We start from the raw sequence: 23,307 nt of genomic DNA on the forward strand, positions 1-23,307 counted from the left end.
CATCTCCTGCTCCGTTTTTATTAAACTAATACCATCACATTATATTAGAAATGAACTTGTAATTAGGTTATAGCATTGAATATAAACTAACCAGTTAGTTTCATATGTTCTTGACTAATTTAAAAGGGAGATGAAGAAATGAAAGTCTTGCTTCGAAATCAAATCGACGAGCAATACCAATGGAATTTAGGAGACATATACCCTTCTATTGAAGAATGGGAAGATGATTATCAAATTACAAGTGAAAAAATTGATCAGATCAGTAAGTTTGAAGGAACCATAGCAAAAGGACCTGATTTTCTTTTAGGGTACCTCCAGCTGATGACAGAAATTAACCTTATCCAAGAACGTCTACTTGTTTATGCAAAGTTTTTGCATGATGAAAATACAAAAGACACACAGAGACAGGAATTGCTTCAACGATTACAACCACTTGAGGTTAAATACTCAAAAGCCATCTCCTTCTTTATACCTGAATTACTTGAATTGGATTCAGAAACTCTTGAATCTTATTATTTGAAAGCAGAATTACTATTTTTTAAAAAGTTCCTAGACAACATCCTGCGGGCTAAACCTCACCAATTATCAAAAGAACAAGAAATATTACTTTCCCAAACAAATCTTTTATATTCTGCCGATCACACATTCACGATGTTAGATAATGCAGATATTACTTTTGAACCTGTTATTGATGAAAATGGTAACACCCTGACCTTGACGAGCTCTACGTTTGGAAAGTTAGTAGCAAGTGAAAACAGAGAAGTTCGAAAGAGTGCGTTCTTTAACACGTATAAATCTTACGGGTCTTTAATTAATACCATTTCAAGCACGTACTTAGGAAATGTAAAAAAGGATCTATTCTACAGTCAAGTTAGAAACTATCAATCTTCGCTAGAGCAAGCACTTTTTGAGAATAATGTGCAGGTACAAGTTTATTCGAACCTTGTAGATACAATCAAAGCAAACCAACATTTAATGCATAGGTACATTACGATCCGTAAAAAAGCGTTAAAACTTCAGGAACTGCATATGTACGATATTTATGCACCACTTGTACCAAATGCGAATCAAGATATTCCTTATGAAGAGGCCTACGATATGATGTTAGATGGACTTTCCATCCTCGGGGAAGAATATATCACCATATTAAAAGAGGCCAGAACCAATAGATGGATCGATGTTTTTACGAATGAAGGGAAAATGAGTGGTGCCTATCAATGGGGAACGTACGGTATTCACCCATATGTGTTACTCAATCACCGAAACGATTTAGATAGTCTTTTTACACTTTCCCATGAGATGGGGCACGCCCTTCATAGCTATTACAGTGATCGGGAGAACCCTTATTTATATGCGCAATATGTAATCTTTGTGGCTGAAGTTGCTTCAACAGTGAATGAAGTTCTTCTCATGTACCATATGTTGAATAAAACAAATGACCCGGCTATGAAGAAGAATTTAATTAATTACTTCCTAGAACTTTTCAAAGGAAAAATGTTCAGACAGACGATGTTTGCCGAATATGAGAAAGTCATCCATGAAAAGGTCCAAAACGAGGAACCTTTAACCTCTACTCACTTTAGTGATATTTACTACAAGCTAAATCAAGAATACTATGGCAATGATATCATCCATGATGAGGAAATTCGTTTTGAATGGGCAAGAATCCCTCATTTTTATCGTTCTTTCTATGTTTATCAGTATGCGACAGGCTTTGCGGCTGCTATTGCGATTGGCAAAAGAATTATGGAAGAGGGTAATCCAGCAGTTCAAGACTATTTAAACTTCTTAAAAAGTGGCGGTACAGACGCCCCTATTGAACTATTAAAAATTGCTGGTGTAGATATGACTTCACCTAAACCAATCCAAGATGCGATGGATGTATTTGAAAAATTAATGAACGAATTTGAAGATCTTTTAGATTAAATGAAAAAGGAGTCTGCGAGAATTATAGACTCCTTTTTCGTTTTAAAACTTCATTATCGAAAGCCTAACTAGTTGGCTACCTTTTTATTGTGAATAAAATTCATTAAACATTCGCAACTCGATTTTTAATAAAGTAGTCCATCACTCTTTCATCTTCTAGCATTTCTTCCGTTTCAACAAATCCAATATTTTTATAAAAGTTAATGGCTGCTTGATTCTCTGGTACAACGGATAGACGTACTCTCGAGCAATCTGAATGTTGGTTTGTTATCATTTCAATAATTTTTAACATTCCTTGCTTTCCGTAGCCTTTGCCTTGAAATTGCTCACCAATCATAAATCTAGGAACCCAATGTCGATCATAGTCTTCATTTTCTGGAATGAATTCAACCGCAGCCAGACCTACTACAGTATCCCCATCACAAATGGCATATGGAGTAAATTTAGGATCAACATAAGCCCATGCAATAGTTGCCAAATTTCTCGCAACAAACTGCTTTTGATCCTCTGAAACTTCTAATTTTGCACATGCCCTAATGTTATCTTGTGTAACTGGTTTAATTTCAACTAAATTATTCTCCATTATAAACCCTCCATAAATGCAATAATCAGATAAAACTGAATAGTCATTTTAATTTTACACATAATGTCTCTATTATTGCAAATAATAATCTTTTTATTACGATGTTATAAATTATAGATTTTCTTAATCATTTGGCTTTGTTAAAGTTTAGTATTGTTTCAGTTAGTAAGATGATCTTCCATATGACAATGATATCCTACCTTGTTCTATAAAGTATGTCTTTAATATAAATCTATTAACTTGAAATATCATAATAAATATTATAACCTATTTAAAATGACCAGTTAGTTTAAATGATTTGAAAACTGCTTTTTATAGAAATTAGCCATTCAAAGAACACTAAGAAACAATAAGACTGTGGAAAACATTGGTTGGCTGGGAGGTATGTTTGTGTATGCAATTAATTTGTTTGAAGTAGGGTTAACCATAATAGTTATCTATTCAATATATGATTTCATTAAAAACAAGGATAAAGACTTGAAAAACCGACTTATTATAATTAGTTTCTGGATCTATTTTTGTTATAGTGTTCAAGAAATTTTTGGGCACATTAATGTTCCCCCGAGACTATCCTATTATAATGTTCAACTCGCCCCATTTTTATATATTAAGTATATCCTTAGTAAAATGGATTTTATTAGTAGAATTATTGATTCGTCATGGATATTTTTAACCATCAAAGATTTATTAAAGACTTTTCTTTTAACCTTCCCACTTGGAGTATATATCCAATTGATATTTGATATAAAACATTTTAAAAGAGGATTAATCGTTATTGCATCCACCTCATTAATATTAGAGGGTTTGGAATTTATGTTTGCATATACTGGTGTGATCGATTCTGGAATATTTCAAACAGACGTAATCATATTATATACGTTGGGGGGAATAGCTGGGTTTTATTTTTATCGTTTTTATTTAAAGATGGTACGTGTAGTCCAAACGAGATAAAAAGCTAAAAATTGGGTTGTACCGTTAATTGAGAGTTTAACTTTTCAGTTCTGGAAAATGAACACTAACACTATAGCCCCCTTTATTGGGGGCAACTTATTTCACTATTAGAATCGATGGATCCACTTTTTTCAATATAACGGCAAACGCCATTCTTTATCCAATGGATAAGAACGGGTAACCAAAATCAAATTTAAGTTCAACTCGTTAGGAAGTTCGTTTATCTCTTTCGTCTGAAGAGTGATAGTTGATTTATAACGCCCATTCTCATCTTTTTGATCAGTAATTAACCAATCACTTGAAGTCGAATAGCTTTTTCCGTTATTATCAGTTATTACCCATTGATCAAGTCTCGAAGCATCGGCTTTTCTCGATCCGACCATTTCAATGGTAAGAGCTGTTTCTTTTTTTAACGGGAACAATGATTTTTGTAAGGATATCTTTGATTCTTGATCCGCTTGTTTAATGGTAAAGTGGTTACCTTCATACTCAAAGGACACTGGTTTGTTTGCTATTTCCTTCGGTTTGATTTTTAAAGAAAAATCAGTTGGCTCTGTTCTTAGTATTCCATCTAAAACAAAGGTGAGCTTACGATTATTTTTTTGAGGAACGAATGAATCAATACGTGATTTGTGTCCAACTTCCCCACCCACCTCATCATTTCCTGTAACTTTAAGAACACCAAAATCAGATGGAAAACCATTCTCTTTTACGAAAGCATTTTTATATAAAATGGTTTTTCCATCTTCATCTTCAATATGATATTGAAGATTATTTCCTAAGTTAATCCAACTCCTTATGGCATCCTTATTTCCAAACTTATCTTCTAAATTCTTGATTTCCTCTGTATATTCTTTAAGTTCTTCTTCAGTAAATTGTGTTTCATATATTAACTCATTTGAGGAAGGAGCAAAGCGCACCTCTTCCATATTTAAGATAATTCCATGTTTAGTTACACTAGCATTATTTAAAGAAACTGTTTTGATTGCAAGCAGACTTTTACTAACGTCTACTGGAACCTCAAGTTGCCAGTTCCCTTCTTTTCCATCTAGTTCACCCAAATCAAATTTAATTATCATATCTTTAGGAATCTTTGTATCTCTTAAATTTAACTCCATTAATCCATAATCTTTTTGATTGGACCAGCTTGTAGAGTAGACCTTTATTTCACCCCCATTTTTATCCATTAATATGATCTTATTTTTACCATTGCGTGTATCAAAATGGTTTGTTTTTACTTTTTGTTTATGATCTAGAATTTGAAAGGAAAATGTTAACCGCGAAGAATCCGCAACCATTTCATCTACCTTAAATGTAATGCCCTTATCTGTAACCTCTTGATTTAGTTTGGTTGTGAAACCTTTTTCATTCGCAATTCTTAAACCTTCATCTACCTGACTACTTGAGAATATACCATCGACCCAATTAGATAAAGCTGGGTTTAAGGTCGTACTTAAACTAAGAACTAGGATAACTCCAGCTGCTGGTAATAGTATTTTCTTTCTTAGTGCCCTTTTTTTATTGGAAATTCCATTTGGAAAATAAGGCTGAAGTTGGTCTATTACCATGCTTGCAAAATGATCAGGTAAGGTTGGCTTTCCTAGGTTATCTTGAATAAATTGCTGCTCATCTATCAAACTTTCTACTTTAACTCTACAGTTGAAACAATTAAGTAAATGATTATTGATCTTGGAATGTTCTTCTTTGGATACTATTTTATCTACATACTGTGATAGTTTTTCAATTTCCAAACACTTCATGAATGTATCCCCCTTCATTTTTAATCAGCACTCTCATTTTTTTCTTAGCACGATAAAGTTTAATTCCAACATTGGAAACAGTAATGCCTAATAACTCACTAATTTCTTCGTAACTTAATTCATTTACAAAACGTAATAGAATAATCATTCGTTCTTCCTCAGGCAGAGTATGAATTAAAGATTTTATCTGCCGTTCCTCCTCCTTTTTCAATAAAATAATCTCAGGGTGATTCGGATTTTCGATAATATACTCATTTATATTGACTTGTTTTCGAAGCTGATGGTTCTTTCGGAATTCATCTATACAATGGTTGATTGCAACCCGTTTCAGCCACCCTGCAAAGGATCCTTTTCCATCATATTTGGCAAGCTGATAATAAACCTTAATAAAAGCCTCCTGCACCAAATCCTGTGCATCCTGCGAATTACTGGTCATTCGAAGAATCGTAGCATATAATTGATTTTTATATCGATCTATTATATTAGCATAGGATTGTTTATCTCCCTCCAACACCTCTTTAATCCATTGAAGTTCATCTTGATCTTGCATAATAGCCTCCTTATTGAACGAGCATGTGCATAATTCGTTTAGTGTATTCAACCTATATAACGAAGTTTGCTCATAAGAAATTACGCCTTTTTGAAAATTTTGTATTCATTTCACGAAGAAGTAGAATATATAGTCCATATAATTTCAATAGTAGGCAAATGCTTTACTTAGACTACATAGTCTTTTTATGGTATCATAATTCTAAATAATCCAACAATTTTGTTGAAAATAGGAGTTCGGATAAAACAGAACGGGGAATGATATGGAGAAAACAACGAAATGGTCATAATAGGTGATGTCTTCAAAATCGTAATCTATTGGAGGTTTTATGTATTCTATTAGGATATTGACTCAGTACTTATTCAGTCTTCTGTTTTTGTTCGTTTTGGCAGCGATACCCTTAGTTTTTTTCACTACATTTGATCAACCAATTACATTTCAACCGCAAAAGGTTGTATTGCTGATTAAGGATTTCTTAGTTGGTATAGTTTCAAAAGAATCCTTTTATTATAACTCAGGTCGGGATATACGGTTTTTCCCTACGGATATGGTTAAACTTTTTACATCTTCTTACCTTTATTTAGCATCGGCAGGGTCAATTGTCATTATCCTATCGTTTTTATTTGGTATTTATTTGTGGAAGGTAAGTGTGAAATATCTTCATGGTTTTCTGAGTTTGTTTGGGATGATTCCCGATTTTATTTTCATATTGATGCTTCAACTTTTGGTTACCTTCATTTATAAATGTACAGGTATTAAGACAATAAAGGTCGCATCTTTAAGCATAAGTGAACCGGCTATTTTCCTTCCAATACTTACCCTTGTTGTCATTCCTTTTGTTTACCTGATCAGATCATTGAATGAGAAAACATTTGAAGTGATAACCGAAGATTATATCCAAACAGCTATAGCAAAAGGTTTAAGCAAACCGCAGATCTACTTTCACCATATCACATCCAATGTGCTCCCCTTTTTTAAGGCGGATTTGCATAAGGTTACAAGCATAATGATAAGTAATCTTTTTGTAGTCGAGTATCTTTACAACACTAAAGGGATAACCACTATGCTGTTTCAGCATCAAGTGCAATTCGGCTATCAATACAATCTTGTTATTCTTTGTTTTTTAACTTTAATCGTTCTTTATCTCGTCGTTTATTTCTCTTTTAGGCTGCTAATTTGGATCGTTGAAAGGGTTATCAAATATGTATAGGAAAAATCGAAAATTTTTGGCTGGGTTCATCCTATTAGCTTGCTTCATTCTTTTATCATTTATAGGGCCATTAGTAGCCCCCTACGAGGAGGATTACTCTAAAAGCATTGGTTATATTCAAACAGAGAAAGGAGAGCAAATGACATCCCCCCCATTTCCACCATCCAAAGAATTTATTTTCGGAACGGATAAATGGGGTTATGATCTATTGACCTTGATGCTGCATGGTGCGAAATACACAGTAATAGGAACAATTCTAATAGCATTGTCTAGAGTAATTCTAGGAGGACTTACTGGAATCATAAGTGGGCTTCGAAAAGGTGCTGAAAAACCAAGTCGAACATCGATCCCCATTTTCTCAAGCATCCCCTCTTTTATCATTATTTATTTTATTATGATTGGGATTAACATTAATCCGATCATACCTGAGTGGGGACTAATTATGATTCAAAGTATGTTAATGATTATACTTGGGGTTTCGGGTGTCCATAACGTCATTTCCTTGAAGACGATTGAGGTTAAAAAAGAACAGTATATCCTTGCCTCTGAATCCTTTGGTGCGCAAAAAAAGCATCTTATGGTAAAACATATTTTTCCTGCTTTAAAGGACAATTTATTCATTATTCTAGTGAATGAGGCCATTCTTGTCTTACATTTAATTGGCCAGTTAGGGATTTTTAATCTATTCTTCGGAGGAACGACACAGCATTTCAACCCTCCTGTATTTCTTTCTATTACTCATGAATGGTCTGGATTAATAGGTCAAGCAAGAGGTTATATGTATCTTTCCCAATGGATTGTCTTATTCCCCATCCTTGCTTACATTCTATTTCTGTCTTCCTTGTATCTCATTTCAACTGGGTTAAATGAAATTCAAAGGTCAAATACTAGGAAAGATAGTCTGTTATGAGGGTGAGCATTCCAAAATTAATTCAACCATAAATTACAATGAGAGAATTGGAGGAAGAAATGATTAATTTATATATTACGAGACATGGGGAAACAGTATGGAATACACAAAAAAGGATGCAAGGTTGGAGTGATTCCGATTTAACTGAAAATGGAATAAGAAATGCATTATCTCTAGGTGAAAGATTAAAGGATATTGATTTCACTGCTATTTATTCGAGTCCCAGCGATAGAACTAAAAAAACGGCTGATTTAATTAAAGGTGAAAGAGATATATCTATTTTACTTGATAAAGATTTGAGAGAGATCCATATGGGTGAATGGGAAGGCCAAACAGTATCTTTTATTGAAAAAAATTTCCCCAACGAACACTATTCCTTTTGGAATACACCCCACTTATATAAAACAGAAACTGGGGAAAGTTTTGATGAATTAAGAAACAGGGTGAATAATTTTCTGAATAGATTACAAGAAATGTATACTTCAGGAAATATTCTAATCGTTACACATGCGGTTGTCATAAAAACTATATTAGCTATCTTCAAAGATTACCCAACAGAGAAGTTATGGACGCCTCCTTTTATCCATGATACAAGTCTAACAAATGTTGAGTTGATCGGGGAGAAAAAAAATTTCATTATTGAGGGAGATTTATCTCATAGAGTAAAGTGAAAATGTATGATTAGAAAATAAAATAAGTTCTATCGTATCTTTCTAATAAAAATTTTCGTTTTATTTAATGAAAACGAATTTTAGGAGGCTAAATAACGATGACTTTATCTTCAGAAATTGAAATTCATGACCTAAGTAATCCCCTTCGAGATGTCAAAAAATTGTTTGATGAAATGATTGTCCCGTATCGCCCGGAGTTATGGCGGTATTGCTACTTCATAACAGGATCACCATGGGATGCGGAAGACTTAGTTCAAGAGACTTTAATAAAGGCTTTTGCCTCCATAGCTCAATTATGGCAGCCAATCCATCCAAAATCATATCTATTTAGGATTGCATCGAACAGTTGGATTGATCAATGTAGGAAAACAAAAATAAAAATCGATCCATTTGAGAACGTATCTGAGTCATTTTATCAAGAGGAAATTGATATTTTCGAAATAGAAAATGCGATTGAACAATTGGTGTTATATTTATCCCCCCGCCAAAGAGTCGTCTTCTTGTTAATGGATGTATTTAAGTTTTCATCTAAAGAAGTAGGAGAGATAATCGGTACGACAGAAGGTGCAACTAAGGCCTTACTTCATCGGGCCCGAGGAAAATTAAAACAGTTTAATGAGGATAAAGAAGTACTTGAGAATGGTTCCAACACCATATCCGATGAAAATCGTGAAATAATAAATTTATTTTTGGATGCTTTTAATAGAAGAGATCCGAACGGAATTGCCAAGTTATTAGATACAAACGTAAGTAATGATATTGTCCATATCGCAAAGGAACTTGGAAAGGATATTGTTGAAAAGTACTCCCTTACTGATTGGTCGAAAGACCCGGTGGAAATGAGGGCAGAAATTCACATGTTATGGGGGCTACCGACGATTGTTCAAATTGGAAAAATGAATGGAGGTAACGCCATTTACAATTTGAATCATATAAAAATCGAACATGGAAAAATTGTTGAAATCAAAGATTATTATTTCTGTCCAGAGCTTCTTCATGAAGCAGCAATACAATTAAATTTAACTGCTTTTCAAAGAAATTATACTTTATAGTAATTTAAAGTTTTCACATATTATTTATCGATATATAGTTATCTTAACCCATAGCAAAATTTGTATTAGCTTAACTTAGGTAGAAAACTTATTTCTAATCGGATGCAGGGGAGAATTCCCTTATTGCATATATATTTTTTAATTAATAGGTAAAGGATTGATTATTTATGAAAATTTCACGCAACCCTAACTCTATTCACAAACCAGTTGCTCCATATGTTCATCAAATTGAAATAACAGGTACGAATAGATGGTTAACTTTATCAGGACAATTAGGCATGGAAGTCGATAGAGCAGTGCCTGAAAATCCTTTAGAACAAATGAAGTTAGCATTAGAAAATATAAAGAGAAATCTCGAAGCTGCCGAAATGGAGGTCCATGATTTAACTAAATTAGTTTTTTATCTAGTCGGTGACTTTGATGCTAGTGAAAGAAGAAAAATAATAAGTGAATTCCTGGGAGACCATCTACCATGTACAACAATGGTGTATGTCGTTGCATTAGCTGCACCTGCTTTTAAAGTTGAAATTGATGCTTGGGCATGTAAAGAAATTAAATAAGGCTATTGTTTGTTCATAAAGAACAATTACTTAACTACGAACGGAAGGTAATTACAGGGCGGTTCGAGAAACTTATCAAAGGTTAGATAAATGGTTCCTTGGCTTATCAAACATGAATAAAGGCAATCCTTTAGTGGATTGCCTTCTAAAGTTTTTCCAGAGTGAACTTATCTTGTTAAGGGCGGAATTACGGAATAACATGAGGAATATCAAAGGGGTGAGATAGTTGAAGTTAATTAGGCAGAATATTATTTACATCCTTTTAGGATTAGGTATGTTATTTTTCTTTACTTTATGGGTTTTCTCTGAAAGAGATAATAAAACTTACGAACAATATTTATCTGATGAATTAGTAAACAAAATTGTTCATATAACAGGAGCACCACAATACGCTATAGGGATCATACAAGATGTATTAAGTTCAGGTGAAATTACAAATAGTCAAGCAGAGGAATTACAAATTAGCTTTCATGACATTGCATTTGATACACAAGAAATAAATCAAATGGACAATTATTTTAACCGTTTGGAAAATTATAGTCAAAACCAAGTTATTTCTATAAATAACGATTATAGTGATTTCTTTATGAAACTAAATGTAGAAAGCGATAAAGTAAAATTATCAAAGGACCAATTAGAGAAGATAAAGAAAATGGAAAGTTTGTTGCAAAAATATAACGATGTAGTTAATGAGACATTATTGTATACAAACAAATCGGGGGAAAAAGGGCAAACATCAGCATTCTGGGATTATTATCGCGAACAAGGGTTCAAAGATGATTACTGGGTTGATCTTTTAAAAGGATATGGAAAAGTAACAGATTTTAGTTATCGTATAAATTAGTAGAGTTCTTTTTCAAGTAGACTATAAAACTTATTTCAACAACCAATGAACTTCTATATATATGGAAGTCTATTTCACTATTAAAAAAACAACGCTACACTTTAACATATAAAAAAGGAAAAATCTTCTTATTGGCTATTTTTTAAGTGGCAAAGTGAGGTGAAAATATGAGGAAAATAGGTACGAATATCTTAATACTCTGTTTATTCTGTTTCCCGTTTGTTTATTTTTCTATGTACCAAGACTTTACTGATCGTTCAATGTTTGGCTATTTAATAATGATTGTGGCCACTTCGCTTCTTGCTTTCTTAGGCAAATTCAATGGTAACTCTTTTCCTATTTATCTGGGTAATATAGCATCTGGTTTCATCTCATATTATTTCATCAGTGAAATGGCGGGAAATGAACGATGGAATGGCTATTTTAAACCACTAACTCCAAATCAATTTTTACTATTGGTTACTTTTTTGAATTTGATTCCTCAGTTCTACGCTATAAAATTAGCAAATAAATATAAAAAATAAGTTTAAATTGATGCTTGGGTCGTACAAAGAAGTTAGATAATATTATAAATCCTTTATTATTTGTTTCATCAGAAACAGTAAGGCAACCATTTAAATGATTGCCTTTTAAAATTTTCTAGAGGTGAGCTCATTATACGGCCGTTCTATTTTGGGTGTTCCTTTCCCTTTTTGCTAATCTTGGTAGACTAATAATGTAATAGGTTCCTACGATTAACGCCGCGAAACTAACGATATAAAAAATAACCTCAACATTTATATATTTTGGAAATGCAAAGGCGATAAAACCTTGGGTCATTGTCATCATGAGTAAGGATAAAGGTGCAATCAAACCCTGTACCCTCCCCATCATCTTTCGGTCGACAATTTGTCCAAGCCAACCCGAGAAGGCGATATTAAACATAGGGACTGTAAAGGCAAAAAAGAAATGAAGCATCATAAAAAGATATTTGTTTGTAACTTGAGATTCTAATAAAAAAACAATCCCTGGTAAAATAAAGCTCGCAATAATGAGTTTATAAAAAGAAAACTTTTTGATTAAATACACTGTTACAAAACTCCCCAGCAGGACACTAATGCCGGATACAGACGATAATAAGATTTGCGTTTGTTCATAGCTTTCAGGTGCAAGCTTATACTTCATGATAAAAATATTCATAACCGTTAATCCGCCATTAATCACACCTAAAAAAATGATTCCTAGCATTAACGAAAAGACAATAGGTTGTTGTAAGACATATCGAAGACCTATCTGAAAGTCTTTTAAAATAATCGATAGATTGATATCTTTAAGCTTAAAATGGCCATTTGGCTTTTTCACGTCATTGGTTAACGCAATTTTACTAATAAGAATTCCAGAAATGAAATAGCTCATCGCGTCAATGATAACTGCCCCAGCTACACCAACCTTCCAATACACTAAGGCACCCATTCCATTTCCAGCAATAATAAACACGCTATTTAAGAGTTGGTTGAGCCCCATCGCAACTGGGTAATCATCCTTCGAAAGAATCCCATGTACGATGGAGCTTTGTGCCGGATGGAAAAACTTCCCCACTGCACTGCGTAAAAAAATGGTCAAATACACGAGCGGAAGGAAATCAATCCAAATAAAAAGCAGTAAAAGTATACTCAACCCTGAACAAATCCAATCACTGTAAAGGGCAATTTTTTGACGGTCAAACTTATCGGCGATTACCCCCGTTAAGAAAAAAACAAATAGCATGGGTAGTGCATACATCATTTCCGTTAGTGTGGCATAAAATGGTTGTTTGCTAAATCGGTCTAAAATATAAAACGTAAAGGCAATCACACCAATCATGGAACCAAACTGAGATGTAAACTGTGCAAAAAAAAGACTTCTATATGTGCGATTTCTAAAAATCCTTTTATATTCCTTGAAATTCATTCATTAACTTCCCTTCTGAAACAACAATTTTCTGATGATTTTACATTAAATAAAATAACTGGTCGGTTTCTTATTAGTTTACTACATTACATACTATCTGGTAACTAAAATAATTCCTTTATCTTAAAATTTAAACAATTATTTATTTATCCATAAAGATAAATAAAATAGGTAGTCGGTTTAATTGCGAAATGCTAAAATTAATTAAATAATTATTTTATTCGAAAGGAAGATTTGTATGGGTACAAAAATAGGCATTCTATCTGATATTCATGGAAATGCAGCAGCTCTTAAAGCGGTGTTAGACGATTTACATCGAACGGATGAAATCAGTCATCTTTACTGTCTAGGGGATCTAATAGGGGTCGGTCATGAAACAAATGAAGTTCTTGAGCAACTATCATGTTTAGGTAATATTTCATTTGTAAAAGGTAACCATGACCTAGAGGTCATCAACATTCTTAATGGAATCGACAATCCAGATGATGTGCTAAAAGATCATCATGCATGGATTGCGGAACAGATGGACCCTCAATTTAAAACGATGTTAGTCAATCTCCCTCTTACATTATCAAAAGAGTATGGAGGAAGAAACTTTCACTTTGCTCATTATCACCTAGACGAGCACCAAACAATCATGCCAAGTGATAGAGAACCCAGTCTAAAAAAATTAGAAAGCCATTATCAGGACTCATTAAGTTCGGTCATCTGTTTTGGACATCACCACGCAGTCCATTTCTTTCATTCTGATCGTAGAATGTATATTAATCCTGGACCTGTAGGAATTGACAACTTTGGCCCTCTTGCTAGATACGCGATTATAGATATCGACGAAACCGTAAATGTCACCTTTAAGCAAGTTCATTACCCATTATCATCTCTTGAAAAATTTATTAACGGATTCAAAACGAAACAAGTGCCTTGGGGAGATCGATTTGATAAAATATATAAATTTTAAACCTGTTTTTAAATAGAAATTAGTGAGTTTAATCACCTATCCAATTTCTAATTTTATCCGGACGGTTATGTATTAAATAAGTGGAGGTTACTATGAGCATTTACCAGTTTTCTGCTACCGCTATGAGTGGACATGTAATTAACTTTGAAGAATTTAAAAACAAGGTCGTACTTATTGTTAATACTGCAAGCCACTGTGGATTTACATCTCAGTATGAAAATCTACAGTTATTATATGATCGATATAAAGATAAAGGCTTTACGATTTTAGGTTTTCCCTGTAATCAATTTGCAAATCAAGAACCTGAGGATAATGAAAATGTTCACTCTTTTTGCAAACTTAACTATGGAGTATCTTTTCCTATGTTTCGAAAAGTGAATGTTCGTGATCATGCGGCCCACCCACTATTTGAATACTTAGTTTCAACACAACCATTTAATGGATTTGATGATTCTCACCCAGTTACAAAAGGACTGATAAATTTTCTAGAAAAAAGGCATCCAGAATACTTAACAGGAGATTCTATTAAGTGGAATTTTACTAAATTTCTTGTAAACCAACGCGGTGAAGTAATCAAGCGATTTGAACCAACTACAGATCCTATAGATATAGACAAAGATATCAAGGAATTACTGAAACTTTAGCTCAAATTTGACATGAACTACTAAGAGAGAGCCCTCATCCATTGGGTTTATTAACTTTTCTACTTGTGGCGTTCACTACATTATAAGTGTTATGAGTTTTTAAAAAATGATTTTGGTGGTGCCTAGGTGCAAACAAAAACCACATTGAGTGGAAAAAAGAGAACTCTTAATAAATTTAGGACCAATAAGCAAATTTTGTTATTGGTCCTTTTATACCCCACTAAAGCTTTTAATAGTTAAGGTGCTCTTTATTTAATAACAAGGTTTTTCTTATCTACAATATTAATCTCAAATTTATCGTCTAATATTCTCTCCTTAACCTCATCTCTGTTAAGAAGATTTAACATAGTATTTCTTAACTCTGCGATGGTGGATTTCATTTGTGGTTCGTTCGCATCTAAATTCGTCATTATCTTAATAATGACTACCCCATCTATAATATCAAAATCATATGAATCAATTTTAAACCTTTCCTCTTGCATTACTTGTCCTGAAATAGTTGTAATAACAGGTGCCCATCTATCTTGCTGCTCCCTTTTCTCTTTATTATATTGATGAACATTAAATGTTAATCGCACATCTTGTCCTGTTTCTTTTGCAAATGCCTCTTGAATATCCAGTTTTATCTGTTCCAAACTTTCTTTATTTTCATCTTCGGCTATCCAAAGATCTACTTCATTATGTCCTACCCCCCAAGATAACTTATAATCATATCTTGTTAATATTGGCTGAACAATGTTAGATAGCACATCTGCTCTTTCTTTATCAAATTGTATGACATTGGTTGATTTTTGATAGGATTTTACATTAATCTTATATCCCTCAAAACCTGACTGCTTATCTAAATAGTTAGAAGAAATGTGTTCTATTTCCTCTCTAACAAGTTGCAGTTCCTCCTGATCCTTATTAATAACGATACTGACTACTTTATTTTCATTACTTTCCTCTACGATTTTAACATCAAAACCACTATTTTTTAGTTCCATAAAGAGTCCGTTTGTATCGAAATGAACTTCATCCTGTTTAAAAATAGAATGAAATGGTGGTATTTTTGATACCATTTCAGCCATTGCAGGAGATACAAATCCCGATGCTACAAAAACAATAAAAAGGGATGCAGCTAGACCAGCTAGCACTGTTATTTTCTTTAAGATACTGTTGGTCCTACGACTTTTTTGGAATGTACTCCATTCACTAGATATCCTCTCAAGCGACTCCTCATATTCCGCCTTGGAGTAAATGTGATTAGGTATATCTTCAGCCCTTTTTTTCAACAATAAGATAGGCTCCAATTCATCTTTTTTCAAGTCATTATAGTTCATACGTTTTAACCTCCAGACTAGAACGATCTTCCATTTTAATTAACTGAGAAATTTTCCTTTTTCCACGCTTCAATCTTGACTTAAGTGTGTTTAGATTTACATTTAGCACTATAGAAATTTCCTTTAAACTCATTTCTTCGAAATAATAAAGTAAAAGCGGCAATCTTTGATCAATATCTAATTTATGGAGTAAATTAGATATTTCTTGTTTGTTCTCATTTTGAATCAACATTTCTTGAATTGATTTAGTCTTTTCGTCACTGTAGTAATTGTCTTCAAAGACCATATAGGATTTTCTCTTATTACTTCTATACAAATCAACGGAACGATTATAAACTAAGCGCAAAAACCATGTTTTAAAATTTTTTATTGGATATCCCTTCGTAATACTTAAATAGGCGTCAAACAAAGCATTCTGGACTGCATCCTCTGCATATTCCCTTGTCCCAAGCACGAGATAGGAGACTTTATAGGCAGTAAAGATGTGATCATTAACAAGTAAGCTAAAAGCCTCTCCTTCACCTCCCCTAATACGTTCGATAATTAATTCATCATCCATCAAATTTTTCACCTCTTATACAATTTTTCATGTATATGTCGTTCTTGGGTATTGAAAAAGTTTCACCTATTTTAGAAAACTTGTTAATTTTAGCAGTAAAAAGATAAGTAAACTGATCATTAGTATTCTAAGGTTACCGGATATTACTGATTGACCTCTTTTTATTTGGTCATTTAATAGGAGTAGATAAATTAAACTGACTATTCATTTTATATGTACCCAATTATAACTAAGTAGGAGATACTCAGAAATGACAAATATACTAATAAAAGCTCATGGACTTAAAAAGCAATACAGTTCTAGGGCAGTTGTAAATGGGATTTCGATTAATGTTTACGAAAATGGAAATTCCTTGTATGATCGGTCCCAACGGTGCGGGAAAATCAACAACTTTAGAAATGATTTTTGGTTTGTGAAGCAAGATGCAGGGGATGTGTTATTATGGGTAGATGATTTTCGCAACTTAGTAGGTGTCCAACTTCAATCTACACCTTTTTCCCGGGCTTAACAGCGTAAGAAAATTTAAAATTATTTGCAGCTCTTTATAATTAAAACTTTCGAATCAGAAAGGAAATGAGTTTCTAAATCTATGCGGCTTAGGTGATGTTTTATAAACAGAGGCATCAAAATTATCCCGAGGTCAGCAGAAACGACTAGCGATAGCCGTTTCCTTGGTTCATAATCCGTAAGTGGTTATCTTGGATGAACCAACTGCTGCACTAGATCCAAAATTAAGGAGAGAAATTCTTCAGTTAATTAAAACAGTAAAGTTAACCTCCCAGGATATGAGACCAAATTGAAAAGTCTCCCGTACTTTAATTAAAATGGGTACATAAATGAATAGATTCTAATACGTTCTAGGTAATAGAATGGTAAAATTAATTTCCGACCTTTATTTAATTTTGCATTTAAGTCTTGAAACAATATACTATAATTAAAAATACAATTTATTTATCTCGATCCAATAGTTTTAAAAAAGGACCAAGATGTGTTGTTTGGAAAAGAAGATACACTATTTGGGAATTGAAATATTTTGTAAATCCATTGCTACAATTAAGGAAGGTTAGGTCCCAAGACAAATCTTATCTTCCCTTTATGGCTTAGGTGTAACCTATCTGACTAAAGATTACTTTCCATGAGTTAACAGTCTGTCGAGGTGGGTTATAATTTGAATTAGAGCATTTAAATGATTGGACATACTGTAGAGTTCGATATGGTGAATTTGGATTGATTCCCACTTCCTGTAAATGTGAATAATCTTGGAATATAAATCAGATGAAACACTTAATTATTTTGTTATAGAAATGAAAACTCGCCGACTGGCGAGTCTTAAGCTGGAAACTCTAAAACATTTGATATCCACTCTTGCGCAACAATTTTATAGTGATACCAGCAACAATAGCACCTGCTAGCCCACTGGAAAGTATTAGCATATCTGCTATTGATAAGATTGTTATTTTCTCTCCTAATTCCAGGAAAGCCTGCTGACTGTTTGTAAAATACTCTAAGAACTCAACCTTATCCACTATTAATATAGTAATTACTGGATACAAAATCGCCATTATCCATGACGCTCTTAAAAGCATATTGAGTATAAACCCAATTCCAAAGAATAATACGAAAAATAATACGATTGAAATGATCACAACCCAAATGGGCATCGGTGGCATTACTGTTCCTCCTTAAAATATTTATTTTCTACTACTCTACTTACTTGTGTTTTACCACTTAATTCTTCTTCACAGTAAAAATCTTCAATCATATGCACCTCTTAGATCTTTAATTTTCTAATTACTAACATCATAAATGAAGAATCGTACTCTGATAGTCAATAATCCCCTATCAAGTATTTATGTCGTCGATGTTGATGGTAAAATTCCACTGCACTAATTGGATGAGTTCCTTCAAATAAATTCCTTTAATCTTCTTTTCCCAAACCTCTGTCTAACCTAACATTGGAAAAAGACCTAATGACAACATTTTCCGATTTCAATGCATCCTGAATAAAGAACTACATTTTATAACAGTTGCATAACAGTAATAGCTTTCAAAAATAATTTGATTTTTCAAAATTTGGTCTACCTCTTCTGATGCCTTTGTTTATTTTTTCTTTCTTCCGAGTTAAACATTATATTTAAATCAGGTAATATGGAATAATTTAAAAAAGTTAAAGTCCATTTAGGTACCGGATACTAATCTTCCATATCAAAATACCAATTCCAAAGGATAAAATGATCCCCCATATATCCCGAGTTATTAAAAGTAATAAGTATATTATAGCTTCTAATATTAAAACTGACCAGTTAGTTTTATTTTACATCCATATCATTGGGATAAATATCCGTTTACTTTTTTATAGTGAAATTAGCTATTAATCAATGAGAACCGACCCCGAAGATAATTAAGCCAGCTGAATCAACAATCATATTATTGCTTTTAAATAAAGTTTGATGAAAAATATTCATCATACACTAATCTTTTACTACTTTTAAAATTCCATACAATTTACACGGTCGACAATATCCTTGTGAAAGAAAAGGCAATGCCAAACCGATCTGAGTACCGTCTTAAAATATGCAATAATGGAAATTTTTTCATACCCTTCACTATTAGTATCTCTTAGATAGAGAACACAGCCAAAAAGGTATCCCCATATTCCCCGCCTGTATTAAGCAATTTGACATTCAAATCGTACCTTCCTTTCCTAGAAACATCTTAGATTCTCCATCTGTGTATTTTTTGTGGTAGAATAGTTTTTAAAAAACTTCTTTGGTGATGACATGAAAAATAATAATAAAACGATAGGTAAGTTTGGGAAGAAACTTTTATTGAGTAAATTCATATCGAACGTCGTGTTTATGTCGATTCTTACCGTTTGTTTAATTACCATACTAGTAGTAATCAATCTTACTAATCGTAACCAGGAGCGGATAAGTCAATTAAACGAATTGGTTGATAACCTTTACAGCTCGATGTTAGAACAGGAGACAGGACAAAGAGGATACAATCTAACTGGAGATAATGAGTTTTTACAACCGTATAGCGAAGGTTCAAAAAATTACCAAAAAAGTTCTGATTTATTAACCGAACACAGCAAGTATTTTCCGGACCTGAAATCGGATATTTACAAAGTGATTCAACAAGGATTTCATTGGCATGATCATTATGGAAAAAAACTAATATCTGCCACTTATATCGGCAGTTACCCAACTCGAGAACTATTTAGTAACAGTAAAAAGGCACTAGATGATTTTCGTCATACAGCTAATCTTTTAATGCAACAAATTGAAAAGAAGAGTGAACAAGAGAATCGGATAAATTACTCTCGAATCTTAATCACACTTCTTGTTTTATTCCTAACCGCTTTTGGAGCTTCAATCATAAATTATTTAATTAATGTAAGATTTATTAAATCTGCAGTGAAACCGATTATAGAGTTAAATGAAAGTGTCAGCGCATATGCGAAACATGATTTTTCCATACCAACACCTATTTATGTAAAGGGGAATGATGAACTAACTGAATTGATTGGTAATATTGAGGTCATGAGGTTAGAATTAGCGAATACATTTACTACCTTACAAAAATTAGCCGATTTTGACGGATTAACTAAATTATTCAACCGACGTTATTTTGATAACTATTTAGCTATAGAATGGAAGAATGCAATAGTCACTTCCAATCCTATCTCCCTCATTCTTTTTGATATCGATTATTTCAAGAATTACAATGATACCTATGGACATTTAAAAGGGGATGATTGTTTATCCCTAATTGCAAATGCCCTAAAAGAGCTATTGGATCCTTCTATCGGTATTACTGCTAGATATGGTGGAGAAGAATTTGCGATGATTTTAATAAATCAGTCAGAGCTGGATTCCGTCTCTATCGCTGAAAGAATTAGAAAAACCATTTTAAATCTTAAAATCCCGCATGAGGGCTCATCGATAAGCAAATATGTCACAGTCAGCCTCGGTGTCTCTACCTTAATACCTGATCATAAAATGAACCCAAATCATTTAATTTCTTTGGCTGACCAGGCCCTATATGCTTCAAAATTAAAAGGACGTAATTGTGTTTCGAGTTAAAGTTGTAACAGTAAAAACCAAATCACATAGATTTGGTTTTTACTATGAGTGCCCGTCATGGGCTATAAACTTGATGGGTGAAATTCCACTACATGTTGGGCAATATAAACTTTTAGTTGAGTAATAATTTAAGATAAGATTCATTAAAAGCGGCCTGCAAGACAAAACGTTAGCACAACAAGAATAGACTTTTAATCTACCTTCTTAACAAACAACACTCTATCTTGGTTTATTCCATCGTAATCAGAAAATACTGATACTCCACCAACTTCTTTGTCACCATTCTCGATAATAAATCCCATCTTGGTATGATAAGCAATTGAAACCTTATTAACTGGAGAAGTTACAGCACGCACAACATTTCTATTATTCTTTTTAACCACATTAAAAAATTCATTATAAAGCCGCTTTCCTATATTATGTTTTCGGTATTTAGGGTGAACACCAACAAAATGTATGTACGCAACATCTAAATCTGATTGAGACAAAAAACCAATTAAAAATCCAACAACATTACCATCTATTTCAACAATAAAACTTGTATTATTAAAATGAACAAAGAATAACTTAGGCAACATATCTGACATTTGCCTTCCACCCCACCATTCGTTAATCAAAGGAGAGATACGGTTGTAATCTGAACTTTTTACAGTTCTTATTTCCACTTTAAACATCCTTTCTTGTAAGCTTATCCTTGAAATAGTTTTTAACTAGAACGATTTCTTACTGATTTTATTACAAGCCAAACTGTTACGATTAAAACTGCTAAAAGGATACTTGAAGTGATAATCGTCTCTATCTTAAATAGCAAATGATGAAATTTCATTAAAATAACTCCTCTCTTTTTTTATAAAAGATTGGTTATTCTTATTGTAGCCTCTTAAAGGAAATTGTACAGTGTATGGGGTACGGAAATGATTCGAGGAGTGACCTCCACTAAAGGAAATCACTCCTCTTCTTCAATTTCCTTTCATTCTCGGAGTTTAAATTATGAAGATAAAAATCTAAATATTTAGAACGATTTAATCCTTTAACCTAAAACGTTTTGTTTCATCTTTGAGGGATCGGCCCCGATACATTTCTCGATATCTTAATCTTATATTCTTTATTGAACTAGAGTTAGGTTTGCTTTGTGATTGTTGTTCGATATATTCTTCTCGAATAACAGAGCGTTGAAAAGCTAACTGATCCATTTCAGATTCTTTTTTCAATAAATTTCCCCCTTTGAATCTAATACATTTATCCTTCTTAGCCATTTGTATACAATAAGTAGTCTAAGTTGATTTACAGACCTAGAATTTCTAATAATTAAAATCAAGTGCATCAATTAAAGTATCATTAACCTTGTTACTATTATTATAACTTTTTGTTAATAAACTGACTAGTGGGTTTCTAACTAAATGTGATTTACTCAAGCTAGTGAAGTAATGCTTCCCTTCCTCTGTCTAAACAATCCTAGAATGCCTAGCAACCATTCGATCACTACTATAGCAAATTTAGCATTCTAACTATTAGGGAAAAAAATACCTATTACTATAACATAGATGAGAAACTTCTTCTTCATTCCTTTCACACACTGAAATCGACAAACTAGCTTGATAATACATAAAATAATTTGAATAAAAACTTCCTTTTTAAGTAAAAATGGACTAACAAGTCTTTTTGGAAGGGAGAATAATAATGATCAGAAAACAAATATTGTCTATCATGGCATTAATTCTATCTCCATTGTCACAGTTTTATTATGATGTTTCTTTCCTTTTTTGTGGGAATGGTTTGTGTTTAGCTTTAAATTACTATGAAGGAGGATTACATCATTGAATCCTAAAATATTTTTAAGACTTTCATATTTAGCAGTTATTGTCGGTATTCTATCATGGGTTATTGCTATCCCTAATTCCGAAAACTCTCTCGGAACATTATGGATGGCCACTTGGATAGTTAATCCATTAGGTATTCTTTTTTCCATAATTTCAGCTAAGAAAGGGATACATTGGTCATGGTTATCGATCATTCTCAATATTTTATTAACAATTAGTGTAGGACCTATGTGGTTCTTAGGTGACCTATTTGGGTTTTAAAGTAATTTCATGATCAGAAAAATGTTTCAAGTGAAAATTATATGTACACAAAATGAAATAGTGGAGGTTACTATGAAAGGAATATTTGGATTCCCTTTTTTATTATTAATGATTGCAGGATTAATCGCTTGCAGTAAAGAAACAGTCAAAGAAGAGGACGTACTAAAACTTGTAAATGATTATAAAACGGTACAATACAATATTAAAGACTCTTCCAATCCGCCAACAGGAATTGAAATTGGTGAAAAAGTAAAACGATTCTTCTCGAAAGAGGGATTCGATAGGCAGATGGCTAATCAAGTTTTTCAAATAGGACCTGATATTGCGAAAAAAACAAATAAGAGCATCAAATTTGAAAATATTAAACTTGAGAAAACGAAGGAAAATAAAAATGGTGAGATTAATTATAGTTACACATTAAAATTGAAATTTTATGATGCTAGCTCCACCGAGTTTGTTGAGAAAAAAGGTCAATTAACAATCAAAGGATTAAAAATAACCCGTGATTGGGAAGAAAGAATAACTAAAATTGGAAATGAAGTATTTTAATACCACCAAAAGAAGTACCGAAATGGTACTTCTGGATTTTATCTTAAACTGTTCCAAAATTATATATTTTAGATTCATTAAGCGATAAAGTAATCCATTTCCTTTAAGAAAACCGGCTAAAGGATTGCACTTTCTAATTCAAGAAAGGAAAATGGAGGCA

The 23,307-nt window shown here is 32.8% G+C and carries 24 protein-coding genes; 15 read left to right on the top strand and 9 right to left on the bottom strand.

The window, feature by feature from the left end; translation table 11 throughout:
• Window positions 1-138: 138 nt before the first annotated feature.
• Window positions 139-1,926: an oligoendopeptidase F gene (gene pepF, locus ACFSO7_RS12260; RefSeq protein WP_377877595.1), complete on the top strand. Its 1,788-nt coding sequence runs from the start codon at window positions 139-141 to the stop codon at window positions 1,924-1,926.
• A gap of 103 nt (window positions 1,927-2,029) precedes the next feature.
• Here pepF and ACFSO7_RS12265 read toward each other — a convergent pair whose 3' ends face one another.
• On the bottom strand, window positions 2,030-2,509 hold the full coding sequence (locus tag ACFSO7_RS12265) for a GNAT family N-acetyltransferase (protein ID WP_377877596.1): 480 nt from the start codon (window positions 2,507-2,509) through the stop codon (window positions 2,030-2,032).
• Between the two features lie 390 nt (window positions 2,510-2,899).
• Between ACFSO7_RS12265 and ACFSO7_RS12270 the strand changes: the two genes are divergently transcribed.
• Window positions 2,900-3,460: a VanZ family protein gene (locus ACFSO7_RS12270; RefSeq protein WP_377877597.1), complete on the top strand. Its 561-nt coding sequence runs from the start codon at window positions 2,900-2,902 to the stop codon at window positions 3,458-3,460.
• Between the two features lie 131 nt (window positions 3,461-3,591).
• Here ACFSO7_RS12270 and ACFSO7_RS12275 read toward each other — a convergent pair whose 3' ends face one another.
• On the bottom strand, window positions 3,592-5,220 hold the full coding sequence (locus ACFSO7_RS12275; RefSeq protein WP_377877598.1) for a DUF4179 domain-containing protein: 1,629 nt from the start codon (window positions 5,218-5,220) through the stop codon (window positions 3,592-3,594).
• Window positions 5,201-5,770, bottom strand: a complete 570-nt coding sequence (locus ACFSO7_RS12280; RefSeq protein ID WP_377877599.1) for an RNA polymerase sigma factor — start codon at window positions 5,768-5,770, stop codon at window positions 5,201-5,203. The genes ACFSO7_RS12275 and ACFSO7_RS12280 overlap by 20 nt, the downstream gene beginning before the upstream one ends.
• A 328-nt stretch (window positions 5,771-6,098) precedes the next feature.
• On the opposite strand from ACFSO7_RS12280, the gene ACFSO7_RS12285 reads away from it, so the two are divergent.
• The 7 genes from ACFSO7_RS12285 to ACFSO7_RS12315 all read left to right on the top strand — a co-directional run bounded on the left by ACFSO7_RS12285 (window position 6,099) and on the right by ACFSO7_RS12315 (window position 11,541).
• The gene (locus ACFSO7_RS12285; RefSeq protein WP_377877600.1) at window positions 6,099-6,980 is read left to right on the top strand and encodes an ABC transporter permease subunit; all 882 of its coding nucleotides are present in this window, start codon (window positions 6,099-6,101) and stop codon (window positions 6,978-6,980) included.
• Window positions 6,973-7,890, top strand: coding sequence for an ABC transporter permease (locus ACFSO7_RS12290; RefSeq protein WP_377877601.1), 918 nt, complete (start codon window positions 6,973-6,975; stop codon window positions 7,888-7,890). The genes ACFSO7_RS12285 and ACFSO7_RS12290 overlap by 8 nt, the downstream gene beginning before the upstream one ends.
• A 59-nt stretch (window positions 7,891-7,949) precedes the next feature.
• Window positions 7,950-8,561, top strand: a complete 612-nt coding sequence (locus ACFSO7_RS12295) for a histidine phosphatase family protein (protein ID WP_377877602.1) — start codon at window positions 7,950-7,952, stop codon at window positions 8,559-8,561.
• 98 nt (window positions 8,562-8,659) lie between these two features.
• Entirely contained in the window at window positions 8,660-9,613 is a 954-nt protein-coding gene (locus ACFSO7_RS12300; RefSeq protein ID WP_377877603.1) for a sigma-70 family RNA polymerase sigma factor, read from the top strand.
• Between the two features lie 167 nt (window positions 9,614-9,780).
• A complete protein-coding gene (locus ACFSO7_RS12305) occupies window positions 9,781-10,173 on the top strand; it encodes a RidA family protein (RefSeq protein ID WP_377877604.1) in 393 nt (130 codons plus the stop codon).
• Window positions 10,174-10,399: 226 nt separating this feature from the next.
• Window positions 10,400-11,017, top strand: coding sequence for a hypothetical protein (locus ACFSO7_RS12310; protein WP_377877605.1), 618 nt, complete (start codon window positions 10,400-10,402; stop codon window positions 11,015-11,017).
• Between the two features lie 167 nt (window positions 11,018-11,184).
• Window positions 11,185-11,541 (top strand): hypothetical protein, encoded by a 357-nt coding sequence (locus ACFSO7_RS12315; RefSeq protein WP_377877606.1) that lies wholly within the window; start codon window positions 11,185-11,187, stop codon window positions 11,539-11,541.
• A gap of 130 nt (window positions 11,542-11,671) precedes the next feature.
• Here ACFSO7_RS12315 and ACFSO7_RS12320 read toward each other — a convergent pair whose 3' ends face one another.
• A complete protein-coding gene (locus ACFSO7_RS12320) occupies window positions 11,672-12,946 on the bottom strand; it encodes an MFS transporter (RefSeq protein ID WP_377877607.1) in 1,275 nt (424 codons plus the stop codon).
• 238 nt (window positions 12,947-13,184) lie between these two features.
• On the opposite strand from ACFSO7_RS12320, the gene ACFSO7_RS12325 reads away from it, so the two are divergent.
• Window positions 13,185-13,904: a metallophosphoesterase family protein gene (locus ACFSO7_RS12325; protein ID WP_377877608.1), complete on the top strand. Its 720-nt coding sequence runs from the start codon at window positions 13,185-13,187 to the stop codon at window positions 13,902-13,904.
• A 92-nt stretch (window positions 13,905-13,996) separates the two neighbouring features.
• Window positions 13,997-14,548 carry a glutathione peroxidase gene (locus ACFSO7_RS12330; RefSeq protein ID WP_377877609.1) on the top strand — a complete coding sequence of 184 codons (552 nt, stop codon included), beginning with the start codon at window positions 13,997-13,999 and terminating at the stop codon, window positions 14,546-14,548.
• Between the two features lie 248 nt (window positions 14,549-14,796).
• Here the strand turns inward: ACFSO7_RS12330 and ACFSO7_RS12335 are convergent, their stop codons facing one another.
• A complete protein-coding gene (locus tag ACFSO7_RS12335; RefSeq protein WP_377877610.1) occupies window positions 14,797-15,870 on the bottom strand; it encodes a DUF4179 domain-containing protein in 1,074 nt (357 codons plus the stop codon).
• Window positions 15,860-16,429 carry an RNA polymerase sigma factor gene (locus tag ACFSO7_RS12340; RefSeq protein WP_377877611.1) on the bottom strand — a complete coding sequence of 190 codons (570 nt, stop codon included), beginning with the start codon at window positions 16,427-16,429 and terminating at the stop codon, window positions 15,860-15,862. Before ACFSO7_RS12340 ends, ACFSO7_RS12335 begins: the two co-directional genes overlap by 11 nt.
• Before the next feature lie 250 nt (window positions 16,430-16,679).
• On the opposite strand from ACFSO7_RS12340, the gene ACFSO7_RS24035 reads away from it, so the two are divergent.
• Complete coding sequence (locus ACFSO7_RS24035) at window positions 16,680-16,937, top strand: hypothetical protein (RefSeq protein WP_483861711.1); 258 nt, start codon at window positions 16,680-16,682, stop codon at window positions 16,935-16,937.
• A gap of 835 nt (window positions 16,938-17,772) precedes the next feature.
• Here the strand turns inward: ACFSO7_RS24035 and ACFSO7_RS12350 are convergent.
• Entirely contained in the window at window positions 17,773-18,090 is a 318-nt protein-coding gene (locus tag ACFSO7_RS12350) for a YuiB family protein (RefSeq protein ID WP_377877646.1), read from the bottom strand.
• Window positions 18,091-19,257: 1,167 nt separating this feature from the next.
• Between ACFSO7_RS12350 and ACFSO7_RS12355 the strand changes: the two genes are divergently transcribed.
• Window positions 19,258-20,517, top strand: a complete 1,260-nt coding sequence (locus ACFSO7_RS12355) for a diguanylate cyclase domain-containing protein (protein WP_377877612.1) — start codon at window positions 19,258-19,260, stop codon at window positions 20,515-20,517.
• Window positions 20,518-20,708: 191 nt separating this feature from the next.
• Here ACFSO7_RS12355 and ACFSO7_RS12360 read toward each other — a convergent pair whose 3' ends face one another.
• Window positions 20,709-21,182 carry a GNAT family N-acetyltransferase gene (locus tag ACFSO7_RS12360; protein WP_377877613.1) on the bottom strand — a complete coding sequence of 158 codons (474 nt, stop codon included), beginning with the start codon at window positions 21,180-21,182 and terminating at the stop codon, window positions 20,709-20,711.
• A gap of 357 nt (window positions 21,183-21,539) precedes the next feature.
• The gene (locus ACFSO7_RS12365; protein ID WP_377877614.1) at window positions 21,540-21,728 is read right to left on the bottom strand and encodes a hypothetical protein; all 189 of its coding nucleotides are present in this window, start codon (window positions 21,726-21,728) and stop codon (window positions 21,540-21,542) included.
• A gap of 606 nt (window positions 21,729-22,334) precedes the next feature.
• On the opposite strand from ACFSO7_RS12365, the gene ACFSO7_RS12370 reads away from it, so the two are divergent.
• Window positions 22,335-22,598 carry a hypothetical protein gene (locus ACFSO7_RS12370; protein ID WP_377877615.1) on the top strand — a complete coding sequence of 88 codons (264 nt, stop codon included), beginning with the start codon at window positions 22,335-22,337 and terminating at the stop codon, window positions 22,596-22,598.
• Window positions 22,599-22,670: 72 nt separating this feature from the next.
• Window positions 22,671-23,147 carry a hypothetical protein gene (locus tag ACFSO7_RS12375; protein WP_377877616.1) on the top strand — a complete coding sequence of 159 codons (477 nt, stop codon included), beginning with the start codon at window positions 22,671-22,673 and terminating at the stop codon, window positions 23,145-23,147.
• Window positions 23,148-23,307 lie beyond the last annotated feature (160 nt).

The sequence above is a fragment of the Bacillus sp. CGMCC 1.16607 genome, from assembly GCF_042683745.1.
In the GTDB taxonomy this organism is placed as follows: Bacteria; Bacillota; Bacilli; order Bacillales; family Cytobacillaceae; genus Pseudoneobacillus.